Here is a 15,657-nt window from a genome sequence, read left to right as displayed (position 1 = left end):
GTCCTCGCCATGGACGCGCTGCGCATCCCGACGACCCGATTTTGGTACCGCTGGTATCCACCAGCGGCCTAGGGAACGTCATCGCGACCGAGTTTCCCCGAAAGCCGCCAAGCCCTGGCGGCTTTCGCGTTTCGGGACCTCGATTTCCCCGCTTCTCGCAAGACCCAGGTGCAAGGCGGCCCCACACTGAAGAGGCCACCATGAAGCGCACCGAATACGATTTCGACGTCATCTCCGGCCCGTCCACGCCGGTGCGGCAACAGCCTGTGCCCAAACCGGCGCCGCAGCCGCAACCGGCGGGTAAGTGACGCCAACGGACCGGTCTGTTGACCGGTCTGAGGCCGCAATAGGTTCCCGATCACGTTCCCCTGCAACGTGATCAGGAACCCGGAATGCGGCCCGCCGGCAGTCCGGCGAAACCCGGGCAAGCCGGAGGTTTGCGCGTCACGCGGATAGCGTGCCTCCGGCGCGACGCGTTTGATGGCATGGAAAGCGAATGCCAACGGTCCCGGACCGGGGCCGTTGGCTTGACCGCGATCAGCCGCGGCGCGTCCAGATCTCCGCATCGATCTGCCCGGCGAGCTCGGGCATGGTCTCGGCGGCGAAGACCGGCTCCTTCCCCTGGCGCCGCTGCGTCAGGTAGTCCTGCGTCAGTCGCACCACCAGGTTCGACAGCATCACGATGGCGACGAGGTTGATCGTCGCCATCATGCCCATCGAGGCATCTGCCGCGTCGAAGACGGTCGCGATGCTCTCATAGGCACCCCAGACCACCATCGCGAGCACCGCCGTCCGCAGCACCGTGCGCGCCGTCCTGTTGTCGAGGCCGAGGAAGACCAGCGCGCCTTCAGCGTAGGCGTAGTTGCCGATGATGGAGGTGAAGGCGAAGAAGAAGATCGCGACCGCGATGAAGTAGGGGCCGGCGGCGCCGATATGGACCTCGAGCGCCTGCTGCGTGAGTTGCGTGCCGGTCAGCCCCGATCCCGGCACGAGCTGGCCCGAGAACAGGATCATCAGCGCGGTCGCCGTGCAGATCAGGATGGTATCGATGAAGACGCCGAGCGACTGCACGAAGCCCTGGCTGACCGGGTGATGCGGGTCGGGCGTGGCGACGGCGGCGATGTTGGGCGCGCTGCCCATGCCGGCCTCGTTCGAGAAGAGCCCGCGCTTCACACCGTTCAGCATGGCCGCGGCGATTGACCCCGTGACGCCGCCGGCCGCCTGGGTCAGGCCGAAGGCGCTGCCGATGATGGTGCCGATCATCGCGGGCACCTCCGTGATGTGAATGACGACGACATAGGCGGCGACCGCGAGGTAACCCACGGCCATGAAGGGCACGACGTATTCCGCCACGCGCGCGATGGCCGCGATGCCGCCGAAGATGATGACCCCCGTCAGCGCGGCGAGAACAAACCCGGTGCCCATCTTCGGGATGCCGAAGGCGCCCTGCATCGCATCGGCGATCGAATTGGCCTGCACCGCGTTGAACACCAGGCCGAAGGAGATCAGCAGGCAGATCGAGAACAGCACGCCCGCCCAGCGCGCCTTCAGGCCGCGCCAGATGTAGAAGGCAGGGCCGCCACGATACTGCCCCTCGGCGTCCTTCACCTTGTAGAGCTGGGCGAGCGCGCTCTCGGCGAAGGCAGTGGCCATGCCAAGCGTGGCGACCATCCACATCCAGAAGATCGCCCCCGGCCCGCCGAGATAAAGCGCGACCGCGACCCCCGCGAGATTCCCCGTGCCGACGCGCGAGGCGAGGGAGGTGCACAGCGCCTGGAAGGGCGAGATGCCGGCACGGTCGGTGGAGGAGGACCCGGTGACGCAGCGGATCATCTCCGGGAAGTGGATCACCTGCAGCAGCTTCAGCCGGATGGTGAAGTAGAGGCCGACCGCCAGCAGCCCGTAGATGAGGACATAGCCCCAGAAGATCGTGTTGAGGAAACCGATCACCTGGTCCATCGCATGTCTCCCGGACTCGGCTCGCGGCGTGGATGCCGCCACCTCCGGGCATCCCAGATCATTCCAGGAGCGCGCGCAATCAGGAGTTGATCGACAGTGTCCGCCGCAGCTCGAATTTCTGGATCTTGCCGGTCGCCGTCTTGGGCAACTCGCCGAAGGTGACGTGGCGCGGCGCCTTGAAATGCGCCAGGGACGCGCGGCAATGGGCGATGATCTCGGCCTCGGTCGCCGTGGCGCCGGGCTTCAGCGTCACGAATGCGTGCGGCACCTCGCCCCATTTCGGGTCGGGATGCGCGACGACGGCGGCCTCCATCACGTCAGGGTGGCGGTAGAGGGCTTCCTCGACTTCCAAGCTGCTGATGTTCTCGCCGCCGGAGATGACGATGTCCTTGGCGCGATCCTTCACCTCGATATAGCCGTCGGGGTGCAGGACGCCGAGGTCGCCGGTGCGGAACCAGCCATCGACGAAGGCGGCGGCGTTGGCCTTCGGGTTGCGGAGGTAACCCTTCATCACCGTGTTGCCGCGCAACGCGATCTCGCCGAGCGTCGCGCCATCGGCGGGCACGCGCGCGCCGGTCTCGGTGTCGATGACCGTGGCGTCCTCCAGGGTCGGCAGCGGCACGCCCTGGCGCGCCATGAAGGCGGCCTTGTCGGGCAGATCGAGATTGGTCAGTTCCGGCTGCCAGGCGCAGAGCAGGGACGGCCCGTAGCATTCCGTCAGCCCGTAGAGATGGGTCACGTCGAAGCCGAGGCGTTCCATCGCGGCGATGACGGGGGAGGGCGGCGCGGCACCGCCGGTCGCGATGCCGACGCGCTGCGGGAAGCTGCGGCGCTGGTCCTCGGGCGCGTGGATCAGCATGGTCAGCACCACGGGCGCGGCGCAGAGATGCGTCACGCCATACTCGGCGATCAGCGCGAAGATGCGCGCCGGATCGATGCGGCGCAGGCAGACATGCGTGCCGCCCTGCAGCGTGACGGCCCAGGTATAGGTCCAGCCATTGCAGTGGAACATCGGCAGCGTCCAGAGATAGACGCTCTGCGGCGACAGACCGAAGGCGAGCGCATTGCCGCAGGCGTTCAGATACGCCCCCCGGTGATGCACCACGACGCCCTTCGGATCACCCGTGGTGCCGGAGGTGTAGGAGAGCGAGATGGCGCGCCACTCATCCTCCGGCGGTTCGATCGGGAAGGCGGCGTTGCCGGTGGCGAGGAAATCCTCATAGGGCGTGGCCGCGATCTCCGCGCCGGGGACGCCGTCATCGACGATGACGATACGCGGCGGGTTTGCGACGCCATCCAGCGCCGCCACCGCGACGGCAGCGAATTCGCGGTCGAGCAGCAGCACCTTCGCCCCTGAATGGCCGAGGATGAAGCGCACCGTCGGGGCGTCGAGCCGCGTGTTGATCGGGCACAGCACCGCATGCGCCATGGGCACGCCCATATGCGCTTCCAGCATCTGCGGAATGTTGGGCAGCAGGGCGGCGACCACGTCCCCCGGCGTGATCCCGGCACGCCGCAGCGCCGAAGCGAGGCGCCGGCTGCGGTCGAGATAGGCGGCATAGGTGATGCGCCGCTCGCCATGGATGACGGCGGTGCGCCCCGGCCAGATGCGCGCCGCGCGGGCGAGGAAGGAGACCGGCGAGAGCGGGACATGGTTCGCGCGCGTCTGCGGCAGGTCGTCTTCCATGGCGGTCATCCCAGGGCGCGTGGCGCGCTGACCAGGCAGCGCGCGCGGGTGATGTCGTCCAGCAGCGCGGCGGCCTCGCCATGCTGCGGCGTGCCGGGGTCGAAGCGTCCGGCGCGGATGTCGGTGGCCAGGCTGCGCGCATCGCTGGCCAATGCGGCGAGGCGCGCTTCGGCATCGCCCTCCTCCGAGGACCGCGCGGCAATGGCCATCGCGTTCGCCACCATCCGCGCGGCAAAAGCCTTGTCCGGCGGCAGCGCGGGCAGCAGGTCTTTCAGCAATACCTCCCGCGCGATGGCGAGCAGGTCGGGGGGCAGCGGTTCCTCAGCCAGCATCGCGGGCCTCCACCATGCGCAGGATCTCCCATTCCAGGCCCGGGACCATGTGGCCGGTCAGCGCCAGCTCCAGGTTGCGCTCGACGCCCGAGATATGGCGCTCGGCCTGGTCCACCGCGATCGAGGCCCAGCGGATATGTGCCGCCAGTTCCCACCAACGCACGCGGGCGTCGTCCACGGCGCCATAGCCTTCGTACAGCGCGGCGCGCGGGCCGATGCCGCCGGCTTCCTGCGCGTCATTGCCGAAGCGCCAGCATTTGGCGCAGAGCCAGCCGAGATCGGCATGCGGGTCCGACCAGCAGGCGAATTCCCAGTCGAGCACGGCGGTCACGCCGCTCTCGTCCAGCATGATGTTGCCGGTGCGGAAATCGTTGTGCACCAGCACGGCGGTCACCGGTGCGGGCGCCGTCCGTTCCAGGTGCCGCAGCCCCCATTCCAGCACGGGGCGCGGCAGGCGCTGGCGGTCCAGCGCGGCGCGCTGCTCGGCGATGAAGGCGCGGCAGGGATCATCCGGCGCGGTGCCGAGGAAGGCGAGATCCTCGCGCGGCGGGCGCACCGTATGGATGCGCGCCAACTCCCGCCCCAGGGCACGCACGCAGGCCTCGCGGCTGCCGCCCAGCGTGTCGCTTTTCACCACGCGATGTGCGGCGGCGGTGCCGGCGACGCGGCGCATGACGAAGAACGGCGCGCCGGTCACCGTGGCGTCCTCGCACAGATACAGCGGTTCCGGCACCGTCACCCCGGCGGCGAAGGCGGCGCGCAGCAGCGCGAATTCCTGCGCGCGGCCATGCGACACGGCGAGCGTCGCCGCATTGTCCGTCCGCAACACCCAGGCCCGGCCATCCGACAGGTCGACCGCCCAGTTCTGCTGAATGGCGCCGCCCGACAGCAGCGCCATGCGCTCGATCTCAAGCTTCGGCTCGCCCGTCGCCGCGCGCAGCCAGGCCGTCAGGCGAGCGCGGCGGGGTTCATCCACGTCCGGCCTCGCCCCAGCGGAAGAAGCCATCGCCTTCGGCACGCAGCAGGCCGGCCAGGACCATGCGATGCACCTCGGATGCCCCATCCACCAGCCGCGCCTGGCGGGCGTAGCGGTAGATCCACTCGATCACCGTGTCCTTGGAATAGCCGCGCGCGCCAAGCAATTGCAGCGCCGTATCCACCGACTTCTGCAGCGCGTCGGCGACGACGATCTTGGCCATCGACACCTCCTTGCGCGCGAAGAATCCCTGGTCGAGAGCCCAGGCCGCACGCATGGTCAGCATGCGGCCGATCTCGATTTCCATCGCCGCCTGGCCGATCAGGCCCTGCACGCTCTCGCGGTCGATCAGCTTCATGCCGAAGGAATCGCGCTGCTTGATGCGTTCCATGGCGATTTCCAGCGACCGGCGCGCGAGGCCCGTCCAGCGCATGCAATGCGTCAGCCGCGCGACGCCCAGCCGCATCTGCGTCAGCTTCAACCCGTCGCCGACGCCGAGCAGGCGCTGCTCATCCGGGATCTCCAGCCCGTCGAAGACCAGTTCGCAATGCCCGCCATGTTCCTCGGGGCCCATGATCGGGATGCGGCGGACGATCTCCCAGCCCGGATCGGCGGCATCGAACAGGAAGGCGGACAGGCCCTTGCGCTCATCGTCCGAGGTGCGGGCGATCAGGATGAAGACCTTCGCGTTGCCCGCGCCGGTGATGAAGTGCTTGCGGCCGGTGATGCGCCAGCGGTCGTTGCCGACGCGTTCGGCCTTCGTATAGGTCAGGTTGGGATCGGAGCCGCAGCCATCGGGCTCGGTCATCGCGAAGGCCGACTGCACCGCGCCGTCGACGACGGGCTGCAGCCAGCGCTCCTTCATGTGCTCCGGCAGCACACGATCGAGGATCATCATATTGCCGTCGTCGGGGGCCGCGCTGTTGAACACCACGGGGCCGAAGATGGAGCGGTTCATCTCCTCATAGCAGGCGGCCATGCCGATGCGCGGCAGCTCCATCCCACCCAGGCGCTTGGGCATCTGCAAGGCCCACAGGCCTTCCGCCTTGGCGGCGCGGCGCATCTCCGTCAGCACATGGGGGGCGATGTTCTCGTGCTCGTCGTAGTTCGCGCGGTCGGATTCCAGCGGGATCAGTTTCTCATCCACGAAGCGGCGGATGCGGCGCCGGACTTCCTCGATCTCGGGCGGCAGGACGAAATCCATGGGGTGGCGTTCCTCAGAGCGGATTGACCGAATGCCCGCCATCCACCGTGACCGTCGCGCCCGTCATGTGCGCGCCGGCGGCGGAGGCGAGGAGCAGCAGCGGACCCGTCAGGTCATCGGGCGTGCCGAGCCGTCGCTGCGGGATGCGCTTGATCATCGCCTGGCCGGGTTCCGAGGCGAAGTAGTCGCGGTTGATGTCCGTCGCGACATAGCCCGGCGCGATAGCATTCACGCGGATGCCGAAGCGCGCCAGTTCTACCGCCATCTGCCGGGTCAGATGCAGCAGTCCGGCCTTGGCGGCGGTATATCCGGCAACGCCGGGAATGATGCGGTCGCCCAGCACGGAGGCAATGTTGACGATTGTCCCGGGCATCTTCGCGGCGGCCAGGCGCCGCGCGGCTTCCTGCCCGACCAGGAAGCAGCCGCGCAGGTTCACCGCCATCACGCCGTCCCAGTCTTCCGCGCTCTGCTGCAGGAAAGACTTGGTCACGGCGATCCCGGCATTGTTGACGAGGATGTCGCAAGGGCCGCCCAGCGCAGCCTCGGCGGCCTCGAAGGCCGCTGCAATCGATCTCGGATCGGTCACGTCCAGCGGCACTGATACGGCCCGTTCGCCCAGTGTTTCCGCCAGCGTCGCCGTCGCCTCGACCCGTCGTGCCGCCAGCGCCACCGACGCCCCGGCACCGTGCAGCACCCGCGCGAAATGCCCGCCCAGCACGCCCGAGGCGCCCGTCACCAGGGCCCGATGCCCGGCCAGCGAGAACAGCCCGGCGATGTCCATGGCGTCTCCTTCCCTTTGGCAACCAGGGGTGCCACCCGTTGCGCGCCCCTGCAAGCCCCACGATGCTGCCCCGCAGCACCAGGAGAGACCGCATGACCGACCGCAGTGTCCTCGTGACCGGGGCCCAGCAGGGCATCGGCGCCGCCGCCGCCCGCGCCTTCGCCGCCGCGGGTCATGACGTGGCGGTGAACTGGCTTGATGACCGTGCCGCCGCGGAGGCCGTCGCCGCCGACATCGTGGCGCTCGGCCGGAAGGCCGTGCTGGTGCAGGGCGATGTCGGTACCGCCGCCGCCTGCGCCGCGCTGGTGGAATCGGCTATCGCGGGGCTCGGCCGGCTCGACGTGCTGGTGAACAATGCGGGGATCTACCCGCGCGTGGACTTCCTCGCCATGACCGAGGCGGAATGGGACCGCGTGCTGGATGTGAACCTCAAGGGCAGCGCCTTCTGCGCCCAGGCCGCCGCGCGCCACATGGTCGCCGAGGGGACCAAGGGCGTCATCCTGAACCTCGCCTCCGCCGCGGTGCGAGGCGCGCCGCTCGGCGTGCATTACTCCGCGACGAAGAATGGCGTCGTCGGCATCACACGCTCCATGGCGCTCGCCCTCGCGCCGCACGGCATCCGCGTGAACGCCGTCGCCCCCGGCCTGACCGACACCGCCCAGCCGCGCTACGGCAACACCGACGCGGAGTTGCTGGAAATGGGCAAAGCGCTGCCGCTCGGCCGCATGGGCCGGCCGGAGGAGATCGCCGGGCTGATGACCTGGCTCGCATCCGACGCGGCGTCCTGGGTGACCGGCCAAGTCTATCACATCAATGGCGGCGGCTACTTGCCCTGACCGGTAGCGCGATGCCGCGCAAAGGACCAGACTTGGTGCATGAACGCGGGAGAGTCCCCATGCGCCGCCTCGCAGCAACCCTGATCCTCCTGGCCGGCACCGCCCTGCCGGCGCTCGCCCAGACCGAGCCCGGTGACCCCGCCGCCGGCCGGCGCCTGGCCGAGACCTGGTGCGCCAATTGCCACCGCATCGCGCCCCAGGGTCCGGGCCCGGTCAGCGACGCGGCGCCGGCCTTCGCCGCTGTCGCCGCGATGCCCTCCACGACCCGCATGGCGCTGGCCGCCTTCCTTCAGACGCCGCATCCCCGCATGCCGAACTACCAGCTCTCGCGGGAGGAGATGGACGACGTCATCGCCTACCTCCTCTCGCTCCGGCGCTGACCTCCCCGTCTGGCGCGTCCCTGCAACCCGCGCTACCCAGGCGGGACGTCCAGAGGGGAAATCGCCAGGTGTCTTCATCCCAGTCCCGTTTCCGCGTCGGCTACCTGATCCGGGTGCCGCATCAGAGCTTCCTCGACACCGCGGCGCAGGATCCGGGGCTCGAGATCGTGCGCATGACCCTCGATGACGGCGTGGACGCGGCGATCAAGGTGCTCGAGACCTGCCAGGGCTACTACGTGAAGGCGTCGCGCGACGAGTTGCCGAAGCCGATGCATGTCCAGGACGAGCTGCTCGCCCGCCTGCCCAACCTGCTGATGGCGGCGTCCCAGGGCGCCGGCTACGACACCATCACGCCAGCGGCCTGCACGCGCGCGGGCGTGCTCGTGGTCAACCAGGCCGGCGGCAATGCGGAAGCCGTGGCCGAGCACGCTGTCGGCATGATGCTGTCCCTGCTGAAGCGCTTCGGCGAATGCCATGCGGGCATGCGCGAAGGCCGTGCCAGCCGGCGCGAGGACTTCATGGGCCGCAACCTCTACGGCAAGACGGTCGGGCTGGTCGGCATCGGCAATGTCGGCACGCGGACCGCGGCCATGCTGAACGCCGCCTTCCATTGTCGTGTCCTCGCCTACGACCCCTATGTCGATGCGGCGACCGTCGCCGATCGTGGGGCGGAGAAGATCGACGATCTCGCCGCCATGCTGCCGCAATGCGACGTGGTCTCCCTGCACTGCCCACTGACGCCGGAAAGCCGCGCCATGATGGCGGCCAATGCCTTCGCCGCGATGAAGCCCGGCTCGGTGCTGGTGACGACCGCGCGCGGGTCCATCCACGACGAGATGGCGCTGGTCGAGGCGCTGAAGTCCGGGCACCTCGCCGCCGCCGGCCTTGATGTGTGGGAACAGGAACCGCCGCCGCCGGACCACCCGCTGCTGTCCATGGCCAATGTGATCTGCACGCAGCACACGGCGGGCGTGACGCATGAAAGCCGGTCGATGATCGCGCGCATCGCGGCGGAGGCGTTCTCCGACTTCGCAGCCGGGCGCTTCCCGCCGCGGATCATCAACCCGGAGGTCAAGCCGCAGGTCGCGGCGCGGTACAAGGCGGCGCTGGGGCGCAGCCTGGGGTAAGTGGCGGCACTGTGGAATTGGAGGGGCTTTGCCCCTCCAAGCCACCCCACCAAAGGCCACAGGGCCTTTGGAAACCTTGACTTGGCGCCGTACACGCCGGGCAGGAGCAGCAGGGAAGCGCGGTCCCGGTACGGCGACAGCAGGCGATCGGGCCTGGCTGCGCTGCGCGCCACCCGATGCTCAAGACCGACAGCTTTGCCCGGCACCAAGTGACGGTTTCCAAAGGCCCTGTGGCCTTTGGTGGGGGGAGGCCCGGAGGGGGGCAAAGCCCCTCTCCGTCTCCCTGCGCGCCGGGCTGCGACGCAAGGCTCCTCCAATTTCACGCTTATCCATCTAGGCGCGCGTGCGTCGCCGCGTGACCATGGCGCGCAATGGCCAGTCGCGCTCTCACCGTTTCCGTCCTCGGTACGACACAGACCCTCTCCTGGGGGTCGTCCTATTACCTGCCCGCCATCCTCGCGACGCCGATCGCGGCCGAGTTCGGCGTCTCCCGCGCCACCATCTTCGGCATCTTCTCGGTCGCGTTGCTGCTGACGGCGGTGCTCGGGCCCGCGGCGGGCCGGGCGATCGACCAGCGCGGCGGGCGCGACGTGCTGGCGCTGTCCAATGTCGTCTTCGCCGTCGGGCTGGTCATGATGGGGCTGGCGCCAGGACTGGTGGTCTTCTGCCTGGCCTGGGCGGTGCTCGGCGTCGCCATGGCGATGGGGCTGTATGACGCCGCCTTCGCAACGCTCGCCGGCCTCTATGGGAAGGAGGCGCGGAACAGCATTACGGGCATCACGCTCATCGCCGGATTCGCGAGCACGGTGGGCTGGCCGACCTCGGCGCTGATGGAGGCTGAATGGGGGTGGCGGGGCGCCTGTCTCGGTTGGGCGGCTTTGCAGATCGTGCTGGGGCTGCCGCTGAACCGATTCCTCCTGCCGCCGGTGCCGCCGCCTGAGAAGCGGGCCGCCGCGGCGAGCGCCGAGACGGGGCCGGCGCCGCGCTTCGCTGACATGGCGTTGTTAGCCTTCGTGCTGGCGGCGGCGGGGTTCAGCGCCTCGGCGCTGGGTGCGCATCTGCCGGGGCTGTTGCAGGCGGCAGGGACGACGGCGGCGGCGGCGGTGGCCGCGGGCGCGTTGCTCGGCCCGGCACAGGTGGGCGCGCGGATCCTTGAGTTCGGCTTCCTGCGGGGGGTCGATCCGTTGGTCTCGGCACGCATCGCGGTGGTGGCGCATCCGGTGGCCGTGGCGGTGCTCTTCGCGGGTGGGGCGCCGATGGCCGCGGTCTTCGTGCTGATCCATGGCGCTGGCAACGGCATGCTGACCATCACGCGCGGGACGCTGCCGCTCGCGCTGTTCGGGCCGGTAGGTTACGGGCAGCGGCAAGGGCTGATTACGGCGCCGGCGCGGGCGACGCAGGCCTTCGCGCCGTATTTCTTCGGGCTGCTAGTGGATGCCTACGGGACCGGGTCGCTGCTGCTGACGGCGGGACTCGGCATCGCGGCGCTGGTGGCGCTGTATGGGCTGAAGCCACGGGCGGGTTGAGTGGAGGAGCCGTGCGCGGGCGTTCCTGGCGAGGCTGATGGCTTCCCCCTGGCGAAAGCCGAAGAGCCTTGGTGAGTGGCGTGCCGTCGCTGCGGAATTGGAGGGGCTTTGCCCCTCCAAGCCATCCCACCAAAGGCCACAGGGCCTTTGGAAACCGTCACTTGGCGCGGCGCGCGACTGTCAGAAATGGCGTCGAGACCCACTCCTGCGCACGGAAGCGGGCTTGGCGGGGGCGGTAAGGCCATTCTGCCCGGCACCAGAAGACTGCGGTCCAGGATGCCCAGCATCCTGGCGGGGTGGTTCGGAGGGGCAGAGCCCCTCCGATGGCCACCTCACCGCCCGGACTTCAGGAAGGCTGTCGGCAGCTACCAGGGAAAGGCAACGCCCCTCTCCGTCGCCTTCACCGCGGCAACGTCTCGACGAAATACTCGTAATTGTCTGCGTTCTCCGCCGCGCGCGCCGCGTTCTCCTTCGCCAGCACCAGCGCGCCGTTCGGCCGGTAGGCGTGATCGCGCGTATTGGCGGCGATGTGCGACCCCTCATGGATCAGGATGCCCCAGCGGGCGTCGGTCCCATCCATCCGCGCGCGGAAGTAGGGCGGGCAGAGCCCCAGCACCAGGTCGCGTTCCCGCGCATAGGCGAAGCGCCCGCCCGGGCAGCCGGCCGGGTCGTTGCAGCGGATGTTCAGGCCCGAGGTATCGGCCAGCCGCGCCGCCGTCAGTTCCAGCGTGATGGCGATGGTCTTGCGCGGCGCGGAGCCGAACCACCGCGTGACATGCGGATGGTCCGGCTGGTCGCGCACGAGGCGGAGGGCCTTGGCGAGGCGCTCCTGCGCCTCCGCCAGCGCATCGTCGATCAATGCCTGGTGGGCCGGCGTGCAGGCCGGGCCGGGGATGTCTGCGGCGGTCAGCTCGGCCGGCGGCGGCTTGTCGGTCGGCAGTTCCACCTGCAGCACGCGCCGATTCGGTTCGGCCGGCGGCGGCTTGGCCGTCGGCAGGTCGGCCAGGGCAGGCAGGGTCGCCAGCATCAGCGCGGCGGCCAGGGGAAGGTGACGCGTCATCGCCGTCAAGTGTGTCACGGCCGGTGGCACGGCGGTGCGAAATGCTTCATGCCCCGTCCCGCGGCCCCGCCGCGACGGCGGTGAGCCCGGCCTCGTCCAGCACGAAGAGAAACGCCTTCTCCGTGTCGTAGGAAACCAGGTTCGACCCGCGCCAGGCATTCAGGATCGAGATGATGCTGCGCGTCGTCGCGCCGAGCAGGTCGGCGAGGTCCCCCTGCCGGAACCGCGCGGCGAGCCGCACCCCGCGATCGGTCTTCACGCTGTCGGTCTTCAGCAGATAGATCACCTGGCGGGCGAGGCGGACCTCCAGCGGCGCGAAGGTCGCATCCTGCAACAGCCCGAAGGTGCGCCGCAGGCGCGCGGAGAGCATGCGCGCCAGCGCGAGGCCAAGCGCCGGCTCGCTCTCCGCGACCTCGAGGAAGGTGGCGGCGGGGATGCGGGCGAGCTTCACCTCGCCCTGCACGAGCGCATCGGCACTGCGCGTGGCGCCGTCCAGCACGCCGATCTCGCCGAAGATGTCGCCGGTGCGGAACACCTCGACCATCAGGCGCTTGGCCGCGCTGTCGGGGGCGCCGACGCGCACGCGGCCGCGGCCCTCCAGCACGGCATAGACGGCATCCGGCGCGTCGCCCTGGGCAAACAGCGGCGCGCCATCGGCCGGTGCGATGCGACGCGCGCTGTCGGCCAGGCGCGCCAGGGCCTCGGCGGACAGGTCGCGGAACAATGTCATGCGGCCGAGATCCTCGGCGAGGCGGGGGTCGCTCAAGTCCTGTCCTCCTCGAAACCGGCGCGCCGCAGCGCATAGAGCGGCAGGGAGCCGAAAGCCTTGGCCGTGGGAATACGGCCGGCATAGTCGCAGGCCAGCCCCGCCCCGGGGGGCAGCAGCGCCACCTCGCAGGCGAAGGCCTCGGTGGCGAAGATGCGGCCCGGGGGTGTCACGGGCTCGATCCGCGCCGCGCGCGTCATGGCGCGACCGGAGGTCTTCGTCACGAGCTGCACCGCATCATAGACCGGCAGCATGGGGCCGAAATCCAGCGCGAAGCGGGGATGGATGGGTGGGTCCTGACCTTCCAGCGCCGCGCGCATGTCGAAGGCGCAGGCGGCGGCCGTGGTCACCTCGTCGAACGTGATCTGCACCGCATCGCCCCAGGCGTTCCGATAGGTGGAGGGATAGCGGTCCAGCGCCGCCCCCATCGCGGCCCAGGGGCCTTCGTAGAATTTCGCGAAGCCGAGGTCGTCCAGCGCGCTGAAGCGCGGCAGGTCGCCGAACAGCACGGCCATGGGGGTGCGGCGCGGCTCCGGCGGCGGTTCGGCGCTGCCGTTGCGCGGCCAGGGCCAGCCGAGGAAGAGCGACTTCCCGCCGGCCGTGGTCCAGGCCGTGACATCCGCTCCGGTCCCCGCCGCCCCGCGCGAGGGCACACGGTCCCAGGCCGCGACCTGCAAGGCCTCGCCATCGCGGTGCCGGGCATGCAGCCGGGCGAGGCCCATCGCCCGCCGCGCCGCCATGGCCAAGTGCAGGTCGTCGCCGGGGAAGGGCCGTTCGTCCAGTTGCTGGATGCGGACCCGGTCGAGCAGGGCGCGGTAGCGCGGCACCCAGCGCTCGCCTGCCGGGACGACCGAATCGGCCTCATAGGTGTCGGGGTCACAGGGCAGCACCACGGTCGGGACGACGCCGGCGCGCAGCAGCGCCTCGACCGCCAGGATGTCGAGCCCCGCCGCCAGGCCGCCGAAGGCCATGCCGACATGCTGGGCGGCGATGGCGGCATCGAGCGTCGCGCCGATCAGCCCCTCGATCGCCGGATCGTCCTGTCCCGGCTTCGGCATGTGGCCGGTGTAGTGCAGCACCGAGGGGATGCGCAGCGCATCGACGATGGAGGGCGAGACGCCCAGCGCCGCCGCCTCCCGCCGCAATTGCCGGCGCGTGGTGGCCCGGGCGGACAGGTCCGACCCGGCGCGCGCCTCCGCTTCCTCGAGCGCGCGGCGGGCGCCGATCTCGCGTCCGGCGATGAGCAGCGCCTCGGCTTCCGTCGCGGCCGACCAGTAGTCGCCGGAATCACGATGGTTGCGCAGCACCTCCTCGGCGATGGCAGTGGCGGCGGTCCGGTCGCCGCCGAGCAGCAGCAGGGCGGCGGCGTTCACGCCATGCCATCCGCCGCCGCCGCGACGCCACAGGTCGCCATAGCGCCGCGCCGCGTCGGCCAGCAGAGGTCCGCGGACGGCCGCCGGCTGCTCGAAGGCCTGGTCCTTGATCAGCCGCGCGCCGAGCGCAGCGATTTCGGGATCCGGCTCGGCATCGAGTCGGAGCTGGTGGAACAGGTCGAGCGCGCGGCTTGTCGCCCCCGCCCGCGCGATGGTCAGCGTGGCGCGATAGCGCAGCGCGGGGTCGTCCGGGCGTTCGGACAGGGCGGCCATGGCCCTGTCATGGGCGGAAAGGAGGAGGCCCTCCGCCTCCAGGGCCAGGACCTCCGCAAGTGGGTCGGACATGAGTTCCTGACGCGCGGATCGATGCGATCCTAGAAGGCTGCCCGGGGGGCGGGCAATCTGTGCCTCGGAGCCTGTCTTGAAAGCCCGGCACCGGCCCACACCCCCACCCGGCCACCCAACGACAGTATGCTGAATTGGGTGGCCGGGTGGGGGTGTGGGCCGGTGCCGTACCTTGAAAGTCGCCTCAAGGCGTCTTTCAGGACAGACTCTCTGTGCATGGCGTCCCGGCGCGGGCTGTGCCAGAAGGCATTCGTTCCGGACGCCGCCCATGCCGCATGACGTATTTCTCAGCTACGCGTCGCCCGACCGCGCCGCTGCGGATGCGGTGTGCGCGGCGTTGGAGTCGCGTGGCATCCGCTGCTGGATCGCCCCCCGCGACGTCCCGGCCGGGGCGGATTGGGGCGAGGCGATCCTGACGGCGATCGGCCGCGCCCATGCCATGGTGCTGATCCTGTCCCGCAGTACCGCCAATTCCGTGCATGTCAGGAATGAGGTCGTCACCGCAGTCTCGCAATCCCTCGCCCTGGTGCCGGTGCGCATCGAGGATTGCCAGCCGGGCGGCGCGCTGCGGCTGCATCTTGCGGGCGCGCATTGGCTGAACATTTTCCCCCCGCCCTTTGCCCAGCATGTCGATGCGCTGGTCGCCGGGGTGCGGCTCGCTTTGGCGGCCGATGCGACCATCGAGATCCCGCGCGCCCAGGCGGCGGCGCTGGTGGCGGCGGCGCGTGCGTCGCATGCGGCCGCCCATGGTCGACCGGCCGGGCCGCCGCCGGGTGGTGGGCAACTGGCCATGTCGCCACCGCGCCATGCCGGGCCGCCCCCTGACGCGCCGGGCCGGGCCGCCCCTATGCTTGCCGCGGCCGCAGCCCCGCGTGCCGCCGCACCGGCCCGCCAGGCCGCGAGCCCGGCGCCGTCGTCCAAGCGACCCGCCCTCATCCTCGCGTTGCTGGCCGTGCTGCTGCTGACTGCCCTCGGCGCCGCGGCCTGGGTCTTCGAGCCGCGCCTGCGCGCGCTGCTAGGCGCCGCGGCCATGCTGCCGGTCGCCACCGGCGTGACCAGCGCCGTGGCAGCGCCGCCGCCAGACGAGCCCCGCGGCCTCGGGTCCAGCGCGACGCTGCCCGGTCTCGGCGGGCCGCTGATGCTGCCGCCATCCCCGACGGCGCCCGCCGCGGATTCCTCCCCGCGCAGCCTGGCCCCCGCGACCGTGCTGCCGGGGCTCGGCGGGTCGGTGGCGCTGCCGCCGGCTGCGGTGACGCCGGCGGTGCCCGCGCCCTTCGCCCCCGCCCTCCGCCCGGCCCCGGCCCC

General features: G+C 70.5%; 14 protein-coding genes. 5 read left to right on the top strand and 9 right to left on the bottom strand.

Annotation, left to right across the window (positions count from 1 at the left end):
- Positions 1–537 precede the first annotated feature (537 nt).
- The 6 genes from KPL78_RS28845 to KPL78_RS28820 form a co-directional block, all read right to left on the bottom strand.
- Positions 538–1,959, bottom strand: coding sequence for an alanine/glycine:cation symporter family protein (locus KPL78_RS28845; RefSeq protein ID WP_219766753.1), 1,422 nt, complete (start codon positions 1,957–1,959; stop codon positions 538–540).
- Positions 1,960–2,038: 79 nt separating this feature from the next.
- On the bottom strand, positions 2,039–3,646 hold the full coding sequence (locus tag KPL78_RS28840) for an AMP-binding protein (RefSeq protein ID WP_219766752.1): 1,608 nt from the start codon (positions 3,644–3,646) through the stop codon (positions 2,039–2,041).
- A 5-nt stretch (positions 3,647–3,651) separates the two neighbouring features.
- Positions 3,652–3,978 carry a DUF6285 domain-containing protein gene (locus tag KPL78_RS28835; RefSeq protein WP_219766751.1) on the bottom strand — a complete coding sequence of 109 codons (327 nt, stop codon included), beginning with the start codon at positions 3,976–3,978 and terminating at the stop codon, positions 3,652–3,654.
- Positions 3,968–4,954 carry a phosphotransferase family protein gene (locus tag KPL78_RS28830; protein WP_219766750.1) on the bottom strand — a complete coding sequence of 329 codons (987 nt, stop codon included), beginning with the start codon at positions 4,952–4,954 and terminating at the stop codon, positions 3,968–3,970. Before KPL78_RS28830 ends, KPL78_RS28835 begins: the two co-directional genes overlap by 11 nt.
- A complete protein-coding gene (locus KPL78_RS28825; protein WP_219766749.1) occupies positions 4,947–6,158 on the bottom strand; it encodes an acyl-CoA dehydrogenase family protein in 1,212 nt (403 codons plus the stop codon). Before KPL78_RS28825 ends, KPL78_RS28830 begins: the two co-directional genes overlap by 8 nt.
- A gap of 13 nt (positions 6,159–6,171) precedes the next feature.
- Positions 6,172–6,939 carry an SDR family NAD(P)-dependent oxidoreductase gene (locus tag KPL78_RS28820; RefSeq protein WP_219766748.1) on the bottom strand — a complete coding sequence of 256 codons (768 nt, stop codon included), beginning with the start codon at positions 6,937–6,939 and terminating at the stop codon, positions 6,172–6,174.
- Positions 6,940–7,031: 92 nt separating this feature from the next.
- Here KPL78_RS28820 and KPL78_RS28815 point away from each other — a divergent pair, with 92 nt between their 5' ends.
- The 4 genes from KPL78_RS28815 (at position 7,032) to KPL78_RS28800 (ending at position 10,808) form a co-directional block, all read left to right on the top strand.
- Complete coding sequence (locus tag KPL78_RS28815; RefSeq protein ID WP_219766747.1) at positions 7,032–7,775, top strand: SDR family NAD(P)-dependent oxidoreductase; 744 nt, start codon at positions 7,032–7,034, stop codon at positions 7,773–7,775.
- 59 nt (positions 7,776–7,834) lie between these two features.
- Positions 7,835–8,155, top strand: a complete 321-nt coding sequence (locus KPL78_RS28810; RefSeq protein WP_219766746.1) for a c-type cytochrome — start codon at positions 7,835–7,837, stop codon at positions 8,153–8,155.
- A gap of 68 nt (positions 8,156–8,223) precedes the next feature.
- Entirely contained in the window at positions 8,224–9,282 is a 1,059-nt protein-coding gene (locus KPL78_RS28805; RefSeq protein ID WP_219766745.1) for an NAD(P)-dependent oxidoreductase, read from the top strand.
- A gap of 371 nt (positions 9,283–9,653) precedes the next feature.
- Positions 9,654–10,808 (top strand): MFS transporter, encoded by a 1,155-nt coding sequence (locus KPL78_RS28800; RefSeq protein ID WP_219766744.1) that lies wholly within the window; start codon positions 9,654–9,656, stop codon positions 10,806–10,808.
- A 400-nt stretch (positions 10,809–11,208) separates the two neighbouring features.
- On the opposite strand, the gene KPL78_RS28795 is transcribed toward KPL78_RS28800, so the two are convergent.
- Genes KPL78_RS28795 through KPL78_RS28785 form a run of 3 tightly spaced genes read right to left on the bottom strand, consistent with a single transcriptional unit; the run spans position 11,209 to position 14,352 of the window.
- Entirely contained in the window at positions 11,209–11,868 is a 660-nt protein-coding gene (locus tag KPL78_RS28795; protein ID WP_219766743.1) for a M35 family metallo-endopeptidase, read from the bottom strand.
- A 46-nt stretch (positions 11,869–11,914) separates the two neighbouring features.
- On the bottom strand, positions 11,915–12,634 hold the full coding sequence (locus KPL78_RS28790; protein WP_219766742.1) for a Crp/Fnr family transcriptional regulator: 720 nt from the start codon (positions 12,632–12,634) through the stop codon (positions 11,915–11,917).
- Entirely contained in the window at positions 12,631–14,352 is a 1,722-nt protein-coding gene (locus KPL78_RS28785) for a tetratricopeptide repeat-containing protein (RefSeq protein ID WP_219766741.1), read from the bottom strand. The genes KPL78_RS28790 and KPL78_RS28785 overlap by 4 nt, the downstream gene beginning before the upstream one ends.
- Before the next feature lie 268 nt (positions 14,353–14,620).
- Between KPL78_RS28785 and KPL78_RS28780 the strand changes: the two genes are divergently transcribed.
- The coding region (locus KPL78_RS28780; protein WP_219766740.1) for a toll/interleukin-1 receptor domain-containing protein at positions 14,621–15,657 on the top strand (1,037 nt) is incomplete at its 3' end.

Origin of the sequence: Roseomonas alba (genome assembly GCF_019430885.1) — a bacterium.
Classification (GTDB): Bacteria; Pseudomonadota; Alphaproteobacteria; order Acetobacterales; family Acetobacteraceae; genus Neoroseomonas; species Neoroseomonas alba.
The sequence above is the reverse complement of the archived record's forward strand: the minus strand, read 5'-3'. Positions and strand labels throughout refer to the sequence as shown.

Excerpts from the sequence above, each read along its gene's own strand:
- KPL78_RS28845 (WP_219766753.1), bottom strand. The coding sequence starts at position 1,959 with ATGGACCAGGTGATCGGTTTCCTCAACACGATCTTCTGGGGCTATGTC.
- KPL78_RS28840 (WP_219766752.1), bottom strand. The coding sequence starts at position 3,646 with ATGGAAGACGACCTGCCGCAGACGCGCGCGAACCATGTCCCGCTCTCG.
- KPL78_RS28835 (WP_219766751.1), bottom strand. The coding sequence starts at position 3,978 with ATGCTGGCTGAGGAACCGCTGCCCCCCGACCTGCTCGCCATCGCGCGG.
- KPL78_RS28825 (WP_219766749.1), bottom strand. The coding sequence starts at position 6,158 with ATGGATTTCGTCCTGCCGCCCGAGATCGAGGAAGTCCGGCGCCGCATC.
- KPL78_RS28820 (WP_219766748.1), bottom strand. The coding sequence starts at position 6,939 with ATGGACATCGCCGGGCTGTTCTCGCTGGCCGGGCATCGGGCCCTGGTG.
- KPL78_RS28815 (WP_219766747.1), top strand. The coding sequence starts at position 7,032 with ATGACCGACCGCAGTGTCCTCGTGACCGGGGCCCAGCAGGGCATCGGC.
- KPL78_RS28810 (WP_219766746.1), top strand. The coding sequence starts at position 7,835 with ATGCGCCGCCTCGCAGCAACCCTGATCCTCCTGGCCGGCACCGCCCTG.
- KPL78_RS28800 (WP_219766744.1), top strand. The coding sequence starts at position 9,654 with ATGGCCAGTCGCGCTCTCACCGTTTCCGTCCTCGGTACGACACAGACC.
- KPL78_RS28795 (WP_219766743.1), bottom strand. The coding sequence starts at position 11,868 with ATGACGCGTCACCTTCCCCTGGCCGCCGCGCTGATGCTGGCGACCCTG.
- KPL78_RS28785 (WP_219766741.1), bottom strand. The coding sequence starts at position 14,352 with ATGTCCGACCCACTTGCGGAGGTCCTGGCCCTGGAGGCGGAGGGCCTC.